This window comes from Paenarthrobacter sp. NPDC089322 (assembly GCF_040684895.1).
Taxonomy (GTDB): domain Bacteria; phylum Actinomycetota; class Actinomycetes; order Actinomycetales; family Micrococcaceae; genus Arthrobacter.
Map to the genome: position 1 here is coordinate 16,604 of NZ_JBFBGW010000008.1, position 18,324 is coordinate 34,927.

At 65.3% G+C, this 18,324-nt stretch carries 23 protein-coding genes; 9 read left to right on the forward strand and 14 right to left on the reverse strand.

Annotated features, from left to right (window positions below):
* The first annotated feature begins 66 nt into the window (after window positions 1-66).
* Window positions 67-252 (forward strand): hypothetical protein, encoded by a 186-nt coding sequence (locus AB0N65_RS10290; RefSeq protein WP_364160765.1) that lies wholly within the window; start codon window positions 67-69, stop codon window positions 250-252.
* Here AB0N65_RS10290 and AB0N65_RS10295 read toward each other — a convergent pair.
* Genes AB0N65_RS10295 through AB0N65_RS10305 form a run of 3 tightly spaced genes read right to left on the reverse strand, consistent with a single transcriptional unit; the run spans window position 249 to window position 1,815 of the window.
* A complete protein-coding gene (locus tag AB0N65_RS10295) occupies window positions 249-752 on the reverse strand; it encodes a GNAT family N-acetyltransferase (protein WP_364160767.1) in 504 nt (167 codons plus the stop codon). The two genes, AB0N65_RS10290 and AB0N65_RS10295, sit on opposite strands and share 4 nt — an antisense overlap.
* Window positions 752-1,423 carry an O-methyltransferase gene (locus tag AB0N65_RS10300; protein WP_364160769.1) on the reverse strand — a complete coding sequence of 224 codons (672 nt, stop codon included), beginning with the start codon at window positions 1,421-1,423 and terminating at the stop codon, window positions 752-754. The genes AB0N65_RS10295 and AB0N65_RS10300 overlap by 1 nt, the downstream gene beginning before the upstream one ends.
* 59 nt (window positions 1,424-1,482) lie before the next feature.
* Window positions 1,483-1,815, reverse strand: a complete 333-nt coding sequence (locus tag AB0N65_RS10305; protein WP_364160771.1) for a thiamine-binding protein — start codon at window positions 1,813-1,815, stop codon at window positions 1,483-1,485.
* A gap of 92 nt (window positions 1,816-1,907) precedes the next feature.
* Between AB0N65_RS10305 and AB0N65_RS10310 the strand changes: the two genes are divergently transcribed.
* On the forward strand, window positions 1,908-2,537 hold the full coding sequence (locus tag AB0N65_RS10310) for a helix-turn-helix domain-containing protein (protein WP_364160773.1): 630 nt from the start codon (window positions 1,908-1,910) through the stop codon (window positions 2,535-2,537).
* A 51-nt stretch (window positions 2,538-2,588) separates the two neighbouring features.
* On the opposite strand, the gene AB0N65_RS10315 is transcribed toward AB0N65_RS10310, so the two are convergent.
* From AB0N65_RS10315 to AB0N65_RS10325, 3 genes are all read right to left on the reverse strand, one after another.
* Complete coding sequence (locus tag AB0N65_RS10315) at window positions 2,589-2,900, reverse strand: AzlD domain-containing protein (RefSeq protein ID WP_364160775.1); 312 nt, start codon at window positions 2,898-2,900, stop codon at window positions 2,589-2,591.
* Window positions 2,897-3,694, reverse strand: a complete 798-nt coding sequence (locus AB0N65_RS10320) for an AzlC family ABC transporter permease (RefSeq protein ID WP_364160777.1) — start codon at window positions 3,692-3,694, stop codon at window positions 2,897-2,899. The genes AB0N65_RS10315 and AB0N65_RS10320 overlap by 4 nt, the downstream gene beginning before the upstream one ends.
* Before the next feature lie 99 nt (window positions 3,695-3,793).
* Window positions 3,794-4,684 (reverse strand): glycerophosphodiester phosphodiesterase family protein, encoded by an 891-nt coding sequence (locus AB0N65_RS10325; protein WP_364160779.1) that lies wholly within the window; start codon window positions 4,682-4,684, stop codon window positions 3,794-3,796.
* 49 nt (window positions 4,685-4,733) lie between these two features.
* On the opposite strand from AB0N65_RS10325, the gene AB0N65_RS10330 reads away from it, so the two are divergent.
* Window positions 4,734-6,089 carry a DUF445 family protein gene (locus tag AB0N65_RS10330; RefSeq protein WP_364160781.1) on the forward strand — a complete coding sequence of 452 codons (1,356 nt, stop codon included), beginning with the start codon at window positions 4,734-4,736 and terminating at the stop codon, window positions 6,087-6,089.
* 11 nt (window positions 6,090-6,100) lie between these two features.
* Here the strand turns inward: AB0N65_RS10330 and AB0N65_RS10335 are convergent, their stop codons facing one another.
* The 4 genes from AB0N65_RS10335 to AB0N65_RS10350 are packed head-to-tail and all read right to left on the reverse strand — an operon-like array spanning window position 6,101 to window position 8,599.
* Window positions 6,101-6,223, reverse strand: coding sequence for a hypothetical protein (locus AB0N65_RS10335; RefSeq protein WP_364160783.1), 123 nt, complete (start codon window positions 6,221-6,223; stop codon window positions 6,101-6,103).
* Between the two features lie 18 nt (window positions 6,224-6,241).
* Window positions 6,242-7,036 carry a biotin-dependent carboxyltransferase family protein gene (locus tag AB0N65_RS10340; protein ID WP_364160785.1) on the reverse strand — a complete coding sequence of 265 codons (795 nt, stop codon included), beginning with the start codon at window positions 7,034-7,036 and terminating at the stop codon, window positions 6,242-6,244.
* 20 nt (window positions 7,037-7,056) lie between these two features.
* Entirely contained in the window at window positions 7,057-7,806 is a 750-nt protein-coding gene (locus AB0N65_RS10345; protein WP_364160787.1) for a 5-oxoprolinase subunit PxpA, read from the reverse strand.
* Window positions 7,790-8,599, reverse strand: coding sequence for a hypothetical protein (locus AB0N65_RS10350; protein ID WP_364160789.1), 810 nt, complete (start codon window positions 8,597-8,599; stop codon window positions 7,790-7,792). The genes AB0N65_RS10345 and AB0N65_RS10350 overlap by 17 nt, the downstream gene beginning before the upstream one ends.
* Before the next feature lie 119 nt (window positions 8,600-8,718).
* Between AB0N65_RS10350 and AB0N65_RS10355 the strand changes: the two genes are divergently transcribed.
* Entirely contained in the window at window positions 8,719-8,886 is a 168-nt protein-coding gene (locus AB0N65_RS10355) for a hypothetical protein (protein WP_364160791.1), read from the forward strand.
* Between the two features lie 119 nt (window positions 8,887-9,005).
* A complete protein-coding gene (locus AB0N65_RS10360; protein WP_364160793.1) occupies window positions 9,006-10,310 on the forward strand; it encodes an MFS transporter in 1,305 nt (434 codons plus the stop codon).
* Here the strand turns inward: AB0N65_RS10360 and AB0N65_RS10365 are convergent.
* Window positions 10,307-11,296 (reverse strand): LacI family DNA-binding transcriptional regulator, encoded by a 990-nt coding sequence (locus AB0N65_RS10365; protein WP_364160795.1) that lies wholly within the window; start codon window positions 11,294-11,296, stop codon window positions 10,307-10,309. The genes AB0N65_RS10360 and AB0N65_RS10365 overlap by 4 nt on opposite strands.
* Window positions 11,297-11,705: 409 nt before the next feature.
* On the opposite strand from AB0N65_RS10365, the gene AB0N65_RS10370 reads away from it, so the two are divergent.
* The 3 genes from AB0N65_RS10370 (at window position 11,706) to AB0N65_RS10380 (ending at window position 14,076) form a co-directional block, all read left to right on the forward strand.
* On the forward strand, window positions 11,706-12,023 hold the full coding sequence (locus AB0N65_RS10370; RefSeq protein WP_364160797.1) for a hypothetical protein: 318 nt from the start codon (window positions 11,706-11,708) through the stop codon (window positions 12,021-12,023).
* Between the two features lie 116 nt (window positions 12,024-12,139).
* On the forward strand, window positions 12,140-13,285 hold the full coding sequence (locus tag AB0N65_RS10375; RefSeq protein ID WP_364160799.1) for a Gfo/Idh/MocA family oxidoreductase: 1,146 nt from the start codon (window positions 12,140-12,142) through the stop codon (window positions 13,283-13,285).
* Complete coding sequence (locus tag AB0N65_RS10380; RefSeq protein ID WP_364160800.1) at window positions 13,282-14,076, forward strand: TIM barrel protein; 795 nt, start codon at window positions 13,282-13,284, stop codon at window positions 14,074-14,076. Before AB0N65_RS10375 ends, AB0N65_RS10380 begins: the two co-directional genes overlap by 4 nt.
* A 58-nt stretch (window positions 14,077-14,134) precedes the next feature.
* Here AB0N65_RS10380 and AB0N65_RS10385 read toward each other — a convergent pair whose 3' ends face one another.
* Complete coding sequence (locus AB0N65_RS10385; protein ID WP_364160802.1) at window positions 14,135-15,130, reverse strand: Gfo/Idh/MocA family oxidoreductase; 996 nt, start codon at window positions 15,128-15,130, stop codon at window positions 14,135-14,137.
* A 1-nt stretch (window position 15,131) separates the two neighbouring features.
* Entirely contained in the window at window positions 15,132-16,316 is a 1,185-nt protein-coding gene (locus AB0N65_RS10390; protein WP_364160803.1) for a Gfo/Idh/MocA family oxidoreductase, read from the reverse strand.
* A 115-nt stretch (window positions 16,317-16,431) separates the two neighbouring features.
* Here AB0N65_RS10390 and AB0N65_RS10395 point away from each other — a divergent pair, with 115 nt between their 5' ends.
* On the forward strand, window positions 16,432-17,430 hold the full coding sequence (locus AB0N65_RS10395) for a LacI family DNA-binding transcriptional regulator (RefSeq protein ID WP_364160805.1): 999 nt from the start codon (window positions 16,432-16,434) through the stop codon (window positions 17,428-17,430).
* Window position 17,431: 1 nt separating this feature from the next.
* On the opposite strand, the gene AB0N65_RS10400 is transcribed toward AB0N65_RS10395, so the two are convergent.
* Window positions 17,432-18,280, reverse strand: coding sequence for an EamA family transporter (locus AB0N65_RS10400; RefSeq protein WP_364160807.1), 849 nt, complete (start codon window positions 18,278-18,280; stop codon window positions 17,432-17,434).
* Window positions 18,281-18,324: the final 44 nt, after the last annotated feature.

An 18,324-nucleotide genomic window follows, 5' to 3' on the forward strand; every position in this document is an offset into this window, starting at 1 on the left:
CGGCCGCAGCCACCTTGAATAATAAGGCTACTTACGAATTTGGTAATTGCACCATAAACTCTCCTCATGGAACCTGGAGCGTCGGTGTGGATGGTGGTGTTATCTGTCGCGGCTGCGTGGTTGACCGTGGTCTGCCTCATCCTTGCCCGGGTACCCCGGCTCCCCAACATTTTGGACGACGTGGATGAAGAGCCCGAGGTCCCTGTTCCAACCCGCCGCCGGTTCCTGCGGCGTCGCAGGACCCGCAGTTAAAGCCCGACGGCGGTACGCACCATCCGGTGTTCCGGCAGCGAGTGCCATGAAGGGTCGCAGAGCTGCCGTTTACCGTCGGGAATGAAGCCGTTGCGCCGGTAGAACGCCTGGGCGCGCGGGTTGTCGTCAAGGACCCACAAATAGGCAGGCCCGTCACTGAGGAGTGCATCCACGAGCGCCTGGCCTACGCCCCGGCCGTGGACGCGCTGGAGGGTGTAAAGCATGAAGAGCTCCACATCGCAGGGACTGTCCTCATCCCGCCCGGGCCCGGACGCGGCGATACCCACCACCCCACCGTCGGGATCCTGGGCCAGCATCCGGGAATGGCCGGTGGCGATGGAGGAGCGATACCGCTCGATCCTGTCAGGCAAGGCAGCCTCCTGCCCGGAGAAGAACTCCGGCGGAAGCAGATGCCCGTAGCTCTCGCGCCACGACTGCAGGTGCATGATGGCCATGGCTTCGGCATCCTCCACCAACGCAGGACGAATCATGAAATCCATCAGCGGACCCGTGCCATCGCGAAGCCATCCCAGCCCTTCGCCCCCACGGTCTGGATGGCCGTGGCGTCCAGGCGTTGATCCTCCCCAAGCATCTCCAAGGCCTTGACGATGCCGGGCGCGTTCACATCGTCCCGCGCAGGTTCAAGGATGGAGCCGTCCCAGATCACGTTGTCGATGACGATGACCGTGCCCGGGCGGCCGAGCCTGATGGCCCAATCAAGATAGTTGGCGTCGTTTTCCTTGTCCGCATCGATGAAGACGAAGTCGAAAGGCTCCTCGCCCACCAGCATCGGAAGCGTGTCCAGGGCAGCCCCCACCCGGATGTCGACTTTGTGCCCCACACCCGCAGCGTCCACGTTCGCCCTGGCCACATCAGCGTGTTTCCGGAGGTATTCGCACGTGACCAGCCGGCCGTCGTCGGGAAGTCCTTGCGCCATCCAGATGCTGCTGAAGCCAGCCAGCGTGCCGATCTCCAGGACACGCCGTGCCCCCGACAACTGCACGAGCATCTTCAGCAACTTGCCGGCGTTCGGCGCCACCTCGATGGGCGGCATGCCCGCCTCCGTTGCCGACGTGATGGCACGCTGGAGTACGGGATCAGGACGCACGACGACGTCAGTCAGGTAACGCTCGACGTCAACCCAGCCGGGTTCGGCCACGTGTTCAATCATGGGCCCCAGTCTTGCACCCCCTCCGCCGTGTTGAAAGGGATATGCGGGGAGGAAGGAGCCTACTCGGGCTTGGCGATCGCGCTTTCCAGTCGCTCCACCTTGCCCGTGAGTTCTCCGGTGTAACCGGGACGGATATCCGCCTTGATCACCAGGCTCACCCTGCTGCCGTACCGGCCGACGGCTTCGGTGGCGCGCTTGACGACGTCAAAGACCTCGTCCCATTCGCCTTCGATTGTGGTGAACATGGAGTCTGTTTGATTGGGCAGGCCGGACTCGCGGACGATCTTGACGGCCGCAGCAACGGCGTCGTGCACCGAAGCGTCGGGGGTGGGTCCGCCGTCGATGGCGGATGCGGGCTGGCCGGAAGGGGCAACTGAGAATGCAAGCAACATGAAATCCAGTGTTTCACGTGCCGGTTTGTCATATAACGGTCTACTGCTGCGTAACAACAGGCAAGCACGGCTCCGTTGCTACGCTGACAACCATGGAACAGCCCCATGAACGCAAACCCCTTAGGGCAGACGCAGCCCGAAACATGGACAAAATCATCACAGCGGCCAGGCAGTGCTTCCGGGAACACGGTCCCGAAGTTCCGCTGCAGACCATTGCCACCACGGCAGGCGTGGGCCCGGCAACGCTGTTCCGAAACTTCTCGGACAAAGAACAATTGGTGCTCGCTGCCTTGTCACGGCAGCTCCGCCAACATGTAGACCCCGTTGCCACCGCCGCGCTTGAAGGCATGGACGCGGCAGAAGGCCTCATCAACGTCATTGATGCCGTGATGCAAGTGGCGAGCGAAGACGCGAACCTGCTTGACGCCGTCGCCGGCCGACGCGGACTGCTCATGGGCATTACCGGCGGCCTGATCGGTTCGATGGCCACGCTCCTCGAACGCGGGCAAGGCCAAGGTTCGCTGCGGCGCGACATCACCATCGAGGACATGGTCCGGCTGTTGGCCATGCTGATTGGCGCCGTGGACACCATGGAGCCCGGGTCCAAGGCATGGAAGCGTCCGGTGGCCCTGATTGAAGACGCGATCCGCACCGAGCGCCCGTCGCGGCCGCTGCCGGAACAAACGGACATCCCGGGAGTTACCCTCACGGACGTGGTCTAGGAACTTCCCCCGCTGTGCGTTTTATGCTGTGCGTTTGACCAGCCGGAGATCCTAGCCCCAGCCGAGCAACCGCAGCAGTGCCGCGGCTGCAGCACCGGAGATCACCACCACCAGGAACGGGGCGCGCAGCCACAGGGCGACGGCGGCCGCTACCAAGGCGCCGATGCGGGCATCGAGGACCAGGCCCTGGCCTGAGGCCAGGGCATTCACCACGGTCAACGAGGCCAGCAGGCCAATGGTCATGGTCCCGGCGATGTGCATGATCCGTGGGCTCTCCAGGAGTTTGGCCGGAACAAAGTACCCCACGAGTTTGGTGAGGTACGCGAGCGCACAGGCGATCAGAATCCAGAGCCAGAGATTCATCGGCCCTCCCCGTGCTGTTGATCTTCTGTAGAGTGCTTTTGCTTCACCACGTTGTGCCGGTGTTTCCCGGCGTAAGGGTCCAGGTCCGGTTCAAGGCCCTCGTCCATACGGGCATGGCTGAACCAGCCGATCACTCCGGCGACGAGCGCGGCCACGAGAATCGGCACACCGGAAGGGACGAACGGCACCGCAAGGACAGTGGCCAGGGCACAGGCCGCGGCGATGGCCCACGGCTCGCGTCCCTTCAATCTCGGCCACAGCAAGGCGAGGAAGGCGGCCACCGCAGCACCGTCCAGGCCCCACTGCTTCGGGTCACCCATGGCATCGCCGGCCAAGGCGCCGACCGCGGTGAAGATGTTCCAGAGAATGAAGATTCCGATGCCGGCCGTCCAGAAGCCGCGGCGTTGCTCGTCGGGGTGCGATTGGCCTGATGCCGTGGCCGTCGATTCGTCGATTGTGATGTGGGCCGCAGCGTATCGGGCCCAGCCGGCCGGTCGCAGCATCGCGTTGATCTGCATCCCGTAGATGCCATTGCGCAAACCAAGCAAAGCACTGGCCGTCATGGCCGCACCCCCGGAGCCGCCCCCAGCCACGACCCCAATGAACGCGAACTGTGAGCCGCCGCTGAACAGGAGCAGGCTCAGTGCCATGGTCTGCCAGAAATCGAACCCTGACGCCACGGACAGGGCTCCGAAGGAAACGCCGTACAAGCCTGTGGCGATGCTAAGGGAGACGGCTACTTTGAACGCCGGCGAGTCCCTCAGTTTCAGGGGCGCAGCGCCGGACGTACTCATATTCGCAGCTCCACAGACATGGGACCACTCAATCACAACGGCAGTACGGCCCCCAAAGTCCCCCGGCAACGGCTGCAGGCTACCTGCTTGGCAGGGCTCCTACCTGCTGGGAACCTGCAGCTGGGCCAGGACCTGCGCCGGTTTGTTGGTGGTGATCTCGTGGATCCCGAGCCCTTGGCAGAGTGCCACGTCTTTCTCGGAGTCGACCGTCCACACCCTGAAGATCCTGCCGGCCTCCAGCCATCGCTGGATGTTCCGTGCGTGCTCCCTCACGTAATCGATTCCCGGCCCGGCGATTCCAACCTCGCCGGCATCCAGGACACGTTCTGCCTCCGCTTGGGTTGCCTTCATGACATTGGCCACCGCGCCCGCTGTGATGGGTCCAAGTCCGAGGCCCTGCCGGAGTTCCTGGACGGAAAAATTGTCCACGAGCTGGCAGACATGTTGAGCGGGAACCGTCAACAGGAGGTGCTGGATCGAGTCGGGATCGAAACTCATGAAGGAAACCTGGATGTTCCCGAGCCTGGAATCCTCCGGCGCCCATCCCTCGCTGGAGAGGAGCTCCAGCACCCTGTCCTCGAGTTTCAGTTGATAGGGGCTGGGATGCTTCAGTTCGATGGCCAGGCCAATCTCGCGTCCGGCTGCACGCAGAATGTCCAGCAGCTCGGACAACGTCAGGAACTGGTCGGCGACTCCGCCGTAGGCATCCGGGATCCGGGCGCCTTTCCACGAGGAGAAGTCCAGGTCGCGCAGCTCATCCAACGTCTTCTCGGAGACGGGCCCCGTGCCCGTGGACGTCCGGTCAAGGTTGGCATCGTGCAGCAACACCACGTGCTGGTCGCGGGTCAGGTGGACATCACATTCAACTCCGTCAGCGCCGTCGGCGATTGCCTTCAGGTAGGCGGCCCTGGTGTGTTCCGCATAGGCAGCACTGGCTCCCCGGTGCGCATAGACCTTGGGCCGGCCGGGAGCGAAGTCGTCGCTAGTCATGCAGACACGTTAACCCACGCGGCTGAGCACACAGGGATACGCTGGGCTAATGCAGGTGAACTCTGAACAAATCCCGGCCGAAGACGTCACCAACCACGCCAAACGAGCCCCAACATCAGGTTCCGCGGCCACGCGAGCCGGGTCCGCCGTCGTCGGCCGGTCTGCGGGAGACGAGGAAAAGGCAGCGGCGCTGCGCCGAATGAAACGGCTGGCACTGTCCCTGCTGATCGCGATGGCGGTGATATTCATGGTCGCCTTCGCGTTCCAGAAGGAATACCCGTGGCTGGAGTATGTCCGGGCGGCGGCCGAGGGCGGCATGGTGGGCGCGCTGGCGGACTGGTTCGCCGTGACCGCATTGTTCAAATACCCCATGGGCATCAAGATCCCCCACACCGCCATCATTCCGCGCCGCAAGGACCAGATCGGTGAATCGCTGAGCGACTTCGTGGAGAGCAACTTCCTCTCCCAAGAGGTTGTGCAGGACAAGTTGGCGAGCATCGATATTGCTCGCAAGGTGGGCCATTGGCTGTCCGGTCCCGGCGGCGCCGAGCGTGTAGCCAAAGAAGGCGGCGCCCTGATTCGCGGCGCGTTCACGGTGCTCAACGACGACGACGTGCAAGCGGTGATCGAAGGCATGGTCCGGAAGCACCTGCTCACGCCACCCTGGGGACCGCCTGTTGGACGGATGGCCGAGCGGATCTTCGCCGACGGACACCACCACAAGCTGGTGGACCTCCTGGTGGACCGGGCCGCCGACTGGGTAGACGCCAACCACACCACCGTGAACAGGCTCGTTTCAGACCGTTCGCCCGTGTGGGTGCCAACCTTTGTAGACGGATTGGTGGGCGACAAGGTCTACGTCGAGCTCCTGAAGTTCGTGCGCGCGGTGCAGAATGACCAGAACCACCAAGTCCGGAAGTCCATCGATGCCTACCTGACGGACCTTGCCCAGGACCTGCAGCACGACCCCGCCATGATCGAGCGCGCCGAAGCCATCAAAGCCCAGATCCTCGGCGACCCCGAGGTCCGCGAACTGGCGTCCCGCACTTGGGGAACGGTCAAGAATGCGCTGCTCACCGCCGTCGAGGACCCCGACAGCGAACTGAGCCTCCGCTTCAAGAGCGTCGTCCGCGACTTCGGTTCGAGACTGGTCAACGACGACGAACTGGCGGGGAAGGTCAACGCGTGGATCGGCGACGCCGCGGGGTACCTCGTCAACACGTACCGTTCGGACATTGCCGGCGTCATTTCGGATACGGTAGCCCGTTGGGACGCCGAGGAGACCTCGCAGAAGATCGAGCTCCAGGTCGGCAAGGACCTCCAATACATCCGGATCAACGGCACCGTAGTCGGCGCGTTGGCGGGCCTCGCGATCTTCACGGTGGCACATCTGCTGTTTGGCTAGTGGCTGCGAGCCTACTGTCGTGCGCGGCGGCCGGCCCGCGCGGCAAAGTCATCCAAAGCCATGATGACGTAGTCCGCGATCCAGACACTGGCGCCGCGCACCTTACCGGCGGGCTTTAGCCCTGAGAAGATCACGCGGCAGCCATTCGCACTTCAACCCAGCAGGTGCACCATCTGTCCGGGCCGCGCCTGGCCGAGCGAGTCGAGGTCTTCCTCGCGCACCACGGCAATGACCGGGGACTCGCTGGTGGCGGGATGGCCGGCGAGCGCGACGATGGGAAGGCCCGACGACGGCAGCAGGACGGAGCCTGAAATCAGCGGTTGGGTGCGGGGTGCTGCAGCTGTGGCGGGCTCGCGCGCCCCACGCGTCTCAAGCGGCCGCCCCAGCAGGCGGGCACCAACCCGGTCCGAGTCCGGTGACAGCGTCCATGGTTCCTTGGTCAAGCGAAGCCAGGTACCGGCGTCGTAATTTTGGGCGTCCGGGCCCGGCGAGACCCTGGCGACCACTGGCCGGTCCGGGTCCAGGGCACGACGCGGTGGCTTGTTCACGGCGGGGAAGCCGTTCCCACCGGGGCGGCCGAACGCCAACGGCCTACCGGCGCGCAAGGGCTCCGCCTGAACCTCGAGTCCGCCTTGGACGGCCACGTAATACCGGATGCCAAACAGCGCCGGGCCGCACTCCAGCACGGCGCCCGGTGCCACTCGGACGGCCTTGTTGAGGGGAAGTTCGGAGCCATTGAGTTTGACCATGCCCTCCGCCCCGGTGACGGCGACCGCCGATCCCGAGACGAACCTCAACCGCAAGCCGCCAAGCAACACCTCGAGCCCCGGGGCAGACTCCGGGTTGCCGAGGAGGGCGTTGGCCAGGTGCATGGACGCCCGGTCCAACGCTTGTTCGGGCGGGAGCACCACAGTCAGGGAACCGGGGTCCACCACAATTGCACTCATCAGGCCTCCTTCAGCAGGACCTACGCGAACGCGTCAATCTCCACTCCGGCTTCCTCGAGGCCTGCCCGCACGGCGGCGGCCATTTCCACGGCGCCCGGAGTATCGCCGTGGATGCACAAAGAGTCCGCACGCACCGGAATCACTGTCCCGTCCACGGCCACCACTTCTCCGCGGGTCGCGAGGCGTACCGCCTGTGCCACCACGGCCGCAGGATCGTGCAGTACCGCGCCGTCCTGCGAGCGCGGGACGAGGGTGCCGTCCGGCAGGTAGGCCCTGTCCACGAAGGCCTCGCTGAACACCGGGTGTCCGGATTCGTCGGCAAGGGTCAACCACGCAGAGCCTGGCAAGCCCAGGACCGGCAGCCCGGGATCATAGGCGTGGACGGCAGCAACAACGGCTTCGGCTTGCTCCCTGTCATGGACGATCCGGTTGTACAGGGCGCCGTGCGGTTTCACGTAGTCCACGGAAGCCCCGACCGCGTGGGCCACGCCGTCCAGGGCACCCAACTGGTACAGGACGTCGCCGAAGAGTTCGTCGAAGCTCATGTCCAGCGAGCGCCGCCCAAAGCCGGCAAGGTCCCGGTATCCCACGTGAGCTCCGACGCGGACGTCCAGTTCAAAGGCCGCCCGGCAACTGTCGAGCATGGTCAGGGGGTCGCCGGCGTGGAAGCCACAGGCCACGTTGGCGCTGCTCACGATGCGGAACATTGCGGCGTCATCGCCCATCGTCCAGGAGCCGAACGACTCCCCCAGGTCAGCGTTGAGGTCCATCGGCACCTCCCTCCAGTGCCACGTCTTTCTGCAGGGACTTCGGCAGGAGCTCTCCCGGAATGACATCCGGCAGCGGCCCGAAGGCTTCCTTGGCAGTGGCAATGACGGCCCGGCCCATCATCAGGTTGCCCGCGCCGCCCACTACGGCGCCCACGCCGAAGGGAAGTGCCCGGCCCAGGAACGCAGAACCCTGCCGTTTGACCAGGTTCTTGAGGAACGCCCGCTGGATGGCGTCGCGGATGACGCCAAAGCCGCTGCCGGGAATCTTCTTGGTGAGCGTCGTGCCCCAGGCATTGGTTACACCCTTGCTCCGCCCCAGCGACTGGCCGCTGAGCGCTCCCAGCAAGGAGGTGCCTTCCTCGCCGAGCATGATGGCCATGACCATGGTCCGCGCGCGTTCGGGGTCCGTGAGCCGGATGCCGTGCAGCTCGGCGAGCGACGACGCGTAGAGGGCCGTCGTTTCCAGGAAACCGACAGTTGCCAGGGCGGACAGCCCCAGCGACGCTGCCGTCCCGATACCGGGCACGACGGCGGTAGCACCTACCGCGGCTCCCCCACCGGCGACGGCGGTCAGGTAGTCGCGCTCCAGCTTCGCCGCAAGCTGCGCGGGGGTCGCGTTCGGGTGCCGGCGCTGCATTCTCTTGAGGTTGGCCAGGACGAGGGGCCGTTGCACGTCAACGGCCTTCAGCAGGGCGTTGTGCACCCCGGGCTTGGTGTTGCCTTGGGCATCGAACACTGCGTTGTGGGCTGTCTCTTGGGCGATTCTCACCGCCGGGTTGGGTCGCTTGGGCATCTTCACCTCTCCATGGCAGGTATTCGTTTCGCGGAGAACTACTGCGCTCAGCCTATGCCACCGGCGTAGACTTAGGTCCACTCACGGAAGCAGTCCAGCGAGGACAGGAAGTATCCGTAATGAAGGCAACGAACAAGAACGAGCACGTGATCCGCCACCACACGGACGCCCCCGCCGAAGGCGAAACGGAAGGCTGGGTTTCGCACGATACCGGCATCCATAGCCAGGATCCCGCCGAAGGTCCGGACATCGACGACGGCGACGCCCCGCCGTCGGGCGCTTCATAACTCAGGTTCCTTCCTTACTCGGCGCTGGTTGCAGGGAAGGTGACCAGCCGCCTTTCGCGGCCTGCCCTCCACAGCGGACTGGGCTCCACAGCGGACTGTCCCGGGTTTAGGCTGGAGGGATGGCCGCTCTGAGGGCGCTGCGTCCTTTTGCACACCGGGAATTCCGTGTGCTCATTGCTGCGTTGTCCATTTCGATCTTCGGCTCCGGCATGTGGGCTGTGGCCATGGTCTACGAGGTCATCCACCTCGGCGGCGGCCCGTTGGAGCTGTCGCTCGTGGCGACCGCCGCGAGCATCGGCCTGGTGGGGTTCGTGCTGATCGGCGGTATCGCGGCCGACCGTCTGCGTCAGCGGCTCCTGATCATCGCAGTGGAGGGCGCCAACCTGGCTGTCATTGCTTCCGTCTCCCTGTTGGCCATGCTCAACCTCCTGGAATTGTGGCATCTGGCCATCGGCGCCTTCGTGTTGGGTGTGGGGCAGGCGTTTTTCTTCCCCGCGTACTCCGCGATCCTCCCGCGGATCCTGCCTGCGGACGAACTGCTCGCGGCGAACGGCATGGAGGGCACCGTCCGGCCGATCCTGCAACAGGCAGCCGGCCCGGCCGTTGCGGGCATCGTGGTGGCATCGCTGTCTCCCGCTCATGCCGTGGCCGGGGTTGCCGTGTGCCACTTCCTGGCGTTCGCGATCCTGAACTTCCTGAGCCGGCAAGCACTGGACGCTCCTGGACTCAGCGCTGATCTGGCGGGTGAGCCCCGTGCCAAGTCGTCACTTTTCCGGGACCTCAAGGAGGGCTTCAGCTACACCCTCCGGACTCCGTGGCTGCTCTGGACGTTGCTCTGGGCGTGCCTGTCCGTGTTGTTCCTCATCGGTCCCATCGAAGTTCTGCTGCCGTTCGTCGTCCGGGACCAACTCGGCGGCGATTCCCGGGTGTTCGGTTTCCTGCTGGCGATCATGGGTGTTGGCAGTGCCATAGCGTCATTGGCCACGGCTTCGTTCCGGCTGCCGCGGCGCTACCTGACGGTGATGATACTGACCTGGGGCGTGGGCAGCCTGCCCGTCGCCGCCATTGGTTTCATGGACAACGTATGGGTGCTCGCGGCAGCCATGGTGATCTTCGGCGTCACTGAGGGAATCGGAGTGGTCATCTGGGGCACGCTCCTGCAGCGACGCGTGCCTCGCCATCTGCTGGGACGGATCTCCAGCCTGGATTTCTTTGTGTCCTTGGCCCTGATGCCCGTCTCCATGGCCCTTGCCGGCCCCCTGGCAGAGGTGGTTCCGATCTGGCTCATCTTCTTTGTTGGCGGTTTGGTGTGCCCGATCATGGCCTTTGTGGCCCTCTTTGCCGCCCGCATGACGACGGACGAGATCGCAAACCCGCTGAATTCGGACGATGTTGATGTCGAATCCTCGGAAGCACGCTCCTAGGCGCCTCGGCGCACGCCTGTTGTGCGGCGAACCACCAGGTGGGGTGTCCGCACGAGGTGGGCTGCCGCCGTCGAACCTTCCAAACGGTCGATGGCGCGGTCCACCGCGGCGCGGGCCAGCAGCGGGGCATCCTGGCTGATGGAGGACAACTGGACGTAGCTGAGGCGGGCAAACTGGCTGTCGTCGTAACCGAGGATGGACACGTCCTCCGGGACGCGCAGGCCGGCCGCGCGGAAACTCTCCCAGACGCCGAGGGCGCAGCGATCGTTGAAGGCAATGACCGCTGTGGGGAGTTCGTCCAGCAAGGATTGCCCGGCGCGCAAGCCGTCCTCTTCCGTGGGCCCGCCAGGCACCACACGCGCTTCCAGTCCGCGCTTGGCCATCTCCGCTTCGAAGGCCTCCCGGCGTTGCGGCCCCGAGACGGCGTCTCCGCCGTCGACGTGGACAATCTGCTCGTGACCCAGTGCGCTCAGATGCTCGACGGCTATGCGGATGCCCGCATGGTCGTCGCTGCTGACGGAATCCAGCGACTCACCGACATCGTCCCGAAGCAGGCTGACAACGGGCAGCCGTGCAGCATACCCGCTCAGTTCCTGCTCCCCGAGCGTCGGGGAGATCATGATCAGGGCCTCGCAGCCGAGGTCCAGGAGGGACTCAATTGCCCGCGGCTCAGGCCTGCCGTTGGCTATGGCGCTTAGGGCGATGTCATAACCCCGTTCCGTGGCGCCCGCATAGGCGGCGTCGACGATTTCGGCGTGGAAGGCGTGCGCTGTGGAGTAGCTGACGCCCAGGAGCCTGGTCCTGCTGCTGCGCAGGAGCCGCGCCCTGCTGTCCGGCCGGTAGCCCAAGGCCTTGGCTGCCTCTTGGACCTTGGAACGCGTGGCGTCCGAGGCGCCGGGGGCATTCCTCATCACGATCGAGACCAAGGCACGGGAGACTCCGGCCGCTTCAGCGACGTCCATCAACGTGGGACGCTTGTCTCCCATAGCCCTCCTTTGCCCGCAGCCAGTCTATAGAACGATCTAACGCGGCTCTCAGAAGATCTACCGCTGGAGGCCAAAACACCCCGAAACCAGACGTGCGGCCGGCCGCGACTCAGACGACCGACCGCACTAGCCCGGTTACCGCAGCGATGGCGCCCCGGGCGGGCCCCAGAACCCGCCACATCCACCGCTGCTAACTCCGCATTGTCCGTGGATCGCGCCGAAAAGGGCGACGGCACTTCACACAGGACAACGACTTGGGCACTGGTTATGTGACACCCCCTTGGAAATCATGACGCGTGGTTTCCAAAAATCTTTTCGGAAGTTCGCTTGGCGCTTCGCCAACACATTCCGCCTGCGCCGCGCACTCATAAGTATTGGAACCCAGTAGCCACGCGCCCAGGAGCACGATGTGACATCCATCAGCGTATTGGCGGCGCTGCCCGCCGCACCCGCCCTCACCGAAGCCGCGGACATCCACGTGTTGTTCATGGCAGGGATCGTTTTTCTGGCCGGGATCGCAGGGGTGGGCAGCGTCCTGCTGCTTCTCCTCGCGGCCCCGCTCCTGGGACTTGTACTCAGGAGGCAACCACCAGGAAACGCATCCGTTGACCCGGGCCCTGCGCAGCCGACCACCGGCGCCCGCCCGGCGGCAGCCGCTCCACAAAAGCACGACGACGGCGCGGAGCCGCGCGCGCAACCACGCGCGCTGGGTGATGAGGCCGCTTAGCCGACGGCCGCCGTCGTGCTTCCGCATGACGCAACTAGAACGATCTAGACGAACAAGCCCAAGGCATGTAACCATGGGCTGACTAGAACGATCTAGAAAACTCATGAGGAGCCCACGTGACGTACCTACAGCACCCGGTCAAGGAAGACCGGCCCGTCCGCATCGCCGTCATCGGCGCAGGCTGGATTGGCAATTTCCACGCGGAATCAATCGCTCAACGCATCCCCAACGCACGCCTGGAAGCCATTGCCGACCCCGTTCTCCCAGCCTTGGAATCCCTCGCAGGCCGTCTGGGCGTCAGCAAGATCAGCACGGAAGCGGCCGATGTCCTTGCAGATCCCGAGGTGGACGCGATCCTCATCGCAGCTCCCTTGCGGTTCCATTCAGAGCTGATCGCGGCGGCCGCCCGGGCGGGCAAGGATGTGTTCTGCGAGAAGCCAGGCGGGCGGACCATCGAGGAGTTGGATGCCGCAATTGCTGCTGCCGACGAAGCCGGCATCATGCTCCGCTTTGGCTTCAACCGCCGCTACTCCACCGATTTCACCGCCGCACGAAAGCTCATTGACGACGGCGCCGTCGGAGTACCCCAACTGCTCCGTTCCCTCACACGCGACCCCGGAACCGAGGCAGGCATTGGCAACCCGGAGCGCATCGCCCCGGGCACCATCTTCCTGGAAACCCTCATACACGACTTCGACACCCTCAACTGGCTCAATCCGGGCGCGGTTCCCGTCAAGGTCCACGCTGTCGCGGACGCCCTCGTGGCACCGGAAGCCAAGGCGGGCGGGCTCCTGGACACCGCCGTCGTGACCGTCACTTACAGCAATGGGGCCATCGCGGTTGCAGAGGCCAACTTCAACGCGCTCTACGGATATGACGTCCGCGGGGAGGTTTTCGGATCGGCAGGCATGGTTACGGCCGGCGGGCCGCAGGCCACCAGCGCCACGAGCTACACGGCGGCCGGTATCACTGCGGCCACCAGCCGGCTCAACATCGACCTCTTCCACGACGCTTACACGGCAGAACTTGCGCACTTCACCGACGATGTCGCCTCGCGCCGTGGCCTCCTCGCGGACAGCACGACGGCGGAAAACACACCTCGGGCGGTGGCAGCGCCAGGTGGTGTTGATGCGCGGAATGCGTTGGCCGTGGCGTTGGCTGCCTTCAAGTCGGCAGAAAGCGGGCGGCCGGTGGAGGTGTCGGACATCGCGGAGCTGCGGGCAGCGGAGCAGGCCCGGGAGCTGCAGGGAGCCGGAGCATGACCTTTCGGTTGGCAGCCTGCGCCGAGATGATTTACGGCGAGCTTCCCTTGGGTGAGCGTGTGCGCCGGATTCACGACCAAGGTTTCGAGGTGGAGTTGTGGGATACCCGGGGCAGGGACATCGCGGCCCTTGCGGCCACGGGTGCGAAGTTTTCATCGATGAGCGGCTACTTTGGCGGGAGCGTCATCGACCCCGCGAACGCCCACGAAGTGCTGTCCTCCGCGGAAAAGCTGATTCCCACTGCCTTGGAGTTGGGCGTTGAGCGGATGGTGGTGCACCCGGCCGAGCTGGGTGAAGGAGGCCGTGCGGTCCGGCCAACACACCGCTCCACAGGCGAAATGTGGCTGACCGGCCTGCGGACACTGGAGAAACTGGGCGAACTCGGCGAAAGGCACGGAATCGTGTTTGCCTTGGAGAACCTCAATACCATCCTCGATCACCCGGGCATCCCGCTGGCCAGGGCCAAGGACACCCACGCGTTGGTGAAGGCCGTGGACCATCCCAACGTGAAAATGATGTTGGACCTGTACCACGCGCAGATCGGCGAAGGGAACCTGATAGAGCTGGTGCGCGGCGCCCAGGCGGAGATCGGGGAGATCCAAGTGGCTGACGTTCCGGGACGCTTCGAACCCGGAACCGGGGAGATCAACTATCCGGCAATCGCCGCGACACTCCGCGCGGCCGGATACACGGGCGTGATCGGAATGGAAGCCGGCGCGATCGGCGGCCAGGGAATCGCAGCGGGTGACGCCGCCCTGGCCGCCTTCCGCGCCGCGTTCTCTCCCAACTGAGTCGCAGCTGAGCGCGTTTTGACGGCTCAGAACGCGCTCTAATGCGACTCAGTTGGGTTCAGTACTTGACGGGTTCCATGCGGCCGGAGCGGAGTGAGAGCACGGCGGCTTCGGCGATGGCTTGGGCTTTGAGTCCGTCTTCCAGCGAAGGGGCAGGAGCGCCTCCTCCCTCCAGGGCCGACACAAATGCGCCAAGGGCCGCCGCATACGTGGGCTTCACACGTTCGAACCAGCCGGGGTGCAGGCCGTCGTCCACGACGGACTTGCCTGCATAGCGCGATACTGCGCCGTTCCTGTGCCGACGGGCCTCCACCATTCCTTCGGACCCCATGATCTCGATCCGTTCGTCGTATCCGTACCCGGTGCGGCGCACGGAATCGATCTGCACCAAGGCCCCACCGGGGAGCCGCAACGTCACTGCGGAAGTGTCAACGTCGTCGTACTCCACGATGCCGGGCTCCGCCAGGGCCGAGCCGGTAGCGAAAACCTCCACCGGGTCCAGCCCGGAAAGCCAGCGCGCGAGGTCGAAGAAGTGGACCGTCTGGTCGCGAAGCTGGCCGCCGGACGTGGCGACGTAGGACAACGGGGGCATGGACGGGCCTCGCGAGGTGAGCTGGATGAGCTCCACCTTGCCGATCTCCCCCGAGTCCACCACGCGCTTGAGTTCGGCATAATCGCGGTCGAAGCGCCGGTTGAAGTCCACCATGACCTGAACGCCGCTGTCCTCGGCGAAGGCGGCAGTTTCGCGGGCCCGGTCCAGGTCCAAGTCGATCGGCTTCTCACACAACACGGCAATTCCGACGGCGGCCGCGCGGCGCAGGTGGTCGGCGTGGGTATCGGTGGAGGAGGCGATGAAGACGGCGTCAATCACCGAAGGGTCGAACACCTCCTCGAGTGACGTGGCTGCAGTGGCACCGTGCGCGGCGGCGAGGGTTTGAGCACGCTGCTGGTCGACGTCATAGACGAGGCGGAAGTCGACGCCGGGGTGTGCGGCGAGATTGGCGGCGTGGACGGAACCGATGAAGCCGGCTCCCAGAAGGGCGAAGCGGGGCATGTCAGACTGCTGCTTTCTCGTAGGCGGATGCGGGGACCTTCCACGCGGAATCGTCGTGATGCGAGGCGGCCACGGCTTCGACAAACCGGACTCCGATCAAGCCGTCCACGCCGGTGGGGAAGGACAGCTCACGCTCAGGAAGCGGGGTGCCGTCGCGGCGCGCCCGAAGGACGTCGGCGAGGTCGGAGTAGAAATTGGCGAAGGCCTCAAGGAAGCCCTCCGGGTGGCCGAGGCCGACGCGCGTGAGCCGGGACGCGTCGTCGTGCAGGGTGCTGAGACCATGAGTGAGGATGGTGGAGACGCCTGCGAGGTCCTGCACCTTGAGGTGGTGCGGGTCTTCGTGCTGCCACTCGAGGCTCCCCTTCTCGCCGTAGATCCGGATGCGCAGGCCGTGGTTGTGGCCAGTGGCCGCCATGCTGGCCCAGAGGCGGGCGGGGACGTTGCCGGTCAGCTCGAGTTCCACGGTGGCGTTGTCGAAGACGCGGCGGCCTGGAACGAACGTCTGCAACCGCCCGGACAAGCGCTCGGCTTCGAGTCCCGTGATGTAGCGGAGCAGGTGGAAAGCGTGCGTGCCAAGGTCGCCGACGACGCTCGGGAAGCCTGCGATCTCAGGATTCGTGCGCCACGCGGCCTGCTTGTGGCCCAGTTCTTCGAGGGGCGTCGCCGCCCAGCCCGAGGCATGCTCGACGTCGACAAACCGGATGGCGCCCAGCTCACCGTTGCGGACCATCCGAGCCGCCTGGCGAACCATCGCGTAGGCGGAGTAGCAGTGCGGGACGGCAAGGACGGCGCCGCTGGCGTCGGCTATGCGGACCAATTCCGCCGCCGTCGCCGAGTCCTGGGTCAGCGGCTTCTCGCACACCACGGAGATGCCCTTTTCAAGGAAGGCGCGCGCGATTCCGAAGTGGCTGTCGTTCGGTGTCGCGACCACCACGACGTCCACCCCGTCCGCCCGCGCGGCCTCGGCATCGGCCATCTCGCTGACGGTGCTGTACGTGCGGTCTTGCGGGACGCCGAGTTCGACGGCGGTCGCCCGGGAGTTGCCTGGGTCCCGGCCGAAGATCCCGGCTTGGAGATCGTAATGGCCATCCAGGCGCATGGCGTAGCGATGGGTCTTGCCGATGTCCGCACCGGGACCGCCTCCCACCATTCCAGCGACAAGTTGCCGCGAATCGGGTGCACTCATGAAAGATCCTCATTGACTCTTTGGAATTTATTTGGACCGGTCCATAATGAATGCGACGGGGGATGAACGTCAAGCCCCTAAGCTTGAACCCGGACCACGACGAAAGGAGCGCACTATGCCGGCCAAGCCCACCATCCGTGATGTTGCGAGCGCCGCAGGCGTGTCCAAATCCTTGGTCTCCTTAGTGCTGCAGGGCTCTTCCAACGTGAGTGAGGGCCGCCGTCGTGCGGTCCTGGAAGCCATGGACCACCTGGGGTACCGCCCCAACCGGCTGGCCCAACGCCTCTCCGGACCCCGCAGCGGGACCATCGGCGTGATGCTCAACGACATTCGCAACCCATGGTTCGTGGAGCTGCTCGAAGGCCTCACAGCATCGCTGCATTCAGCGGGCGTCTCCCCCGTTCTGGCCGACTCCTACACAGACACCCGGGTGGGCCGGAGTTCCGTGGAGACACTCCTTGAGCAGCGCATTGACGGGCTGGTGGTGGTCGGTACCACCACCGAGGAAGCGGCGATCGAGAACGCCGCACATAGCATCCCGGTGGTCCTGGCCGGAACCCGCGAACCGCACCTTCCCGGCGTCGACGTTGTGGTCAATGATGACGACGCCGGTGCGCGGCAGGCGACCGAACACCTGCTCTCGCTGGGGCACCGGAAGATTGCGCACCTGCAGGGGCCGGGCGAGGTGGGCACGCTGCGTCGGGCCTCTTTCGAGCGGACCATGCGCGACGCCGGACTGGAACCTGCCGTGGTGGCCGGGGGCCTCAGCGAGGAGAGCGCCTACAGCGCAGCGGGCCGGCTGTTAGCCGGCAGCGAACGGCCCACCGCGATTTTTGCCTACAACGACATCGCCTGCATCGGAGCGCTGTCCGCGGCGGACGACCTGGGCCTGTCCGTTCCGGAAGACCTGTCCCTGGTGGGCTACGACAACACCTACCTGGCGAAGATCCGGCACCTCTCGCTGACGTCCGTGGATAACGGCAACTTGGCCGTGGGCGTTGAAGCGGGCAAGTTTATCCTCGAGCGCCTGACCACGCCCGAGCTCCCCGCCCGGCTTCATCAAGTGCCCTCGCGATTGCAGGTGCGGGGCTCGTCGGGGGACGCGCCCGCATGAGCTAGCGCCGCCCGAGCAGCAGCACGGCCGCGTTGGCGGCGACGATCAATGCGATGCCCGCCCACTGGACGGGGGCGAGGTCCTGGTGCAGCACCAGCGCGCCGATGATCGCCGCAAAGACCGGATTGATGCTCATCAGCACGCCGAACAGATTGGCGGGCACGCGGCGCAGGGCGATAAGGTCCGCGACGTACGGCAGCACGGAGGCGAGAATTCCGGCGGCAACCGCACACAGGAGCGCGGGGCCGGTGACCGGCCTGCTCAGGAAAATTGCGACGGCGACAGGCAGGAAGAGGGTCGCTGACACTCCCGTCGCGACTGCTGTGCCTTGGATGCCTTGGATCCGCTGGCCCACTGTCCGGTTCAGGAGGATGTAGGCGGCCCAACTGCAGGCGGCCAGCAGGCCAAGGCCGATGCCGACGAAGTCCGTGGAGGCTTCGGGGCGGGTGATGGCTATAACGCCGGCGGTGGCAGCCAGCGCACACAGCAAGCTGCTCTTCCGCCGCGAACCCGCCAGCGCCACGGCCAGCGGACCAAGGAACTCCAGGGTCACCGCCAGACCCAGGCCGATGCGTTGGATTGAGGCGTAAAGCCCGAGGTTCATTGTCCCGAACGAGAGGGCCAGCAGGAGCACAGGCCACCACTGCTGCCAGCTCAGTTCGCGCAAACGGGGTCGGACGATCGGCAGGAGGACTGCCGCGGCGACCAGCTGGCGTACTGCCACCACACCCACAGGACCCATGACGGGAAACGCCAGCGAGCCACTCGCCGCTCCCAACTGGTTGGAGAGGGCGCTGGCCACCAGGGTGGCGGCTCCCCCGGCCTTGCCTGCTGAGTTGCTCTGGTTCATGAGGAAATTCTGCGCCTGCGACTTTCATCCGCTAAATGCATGGA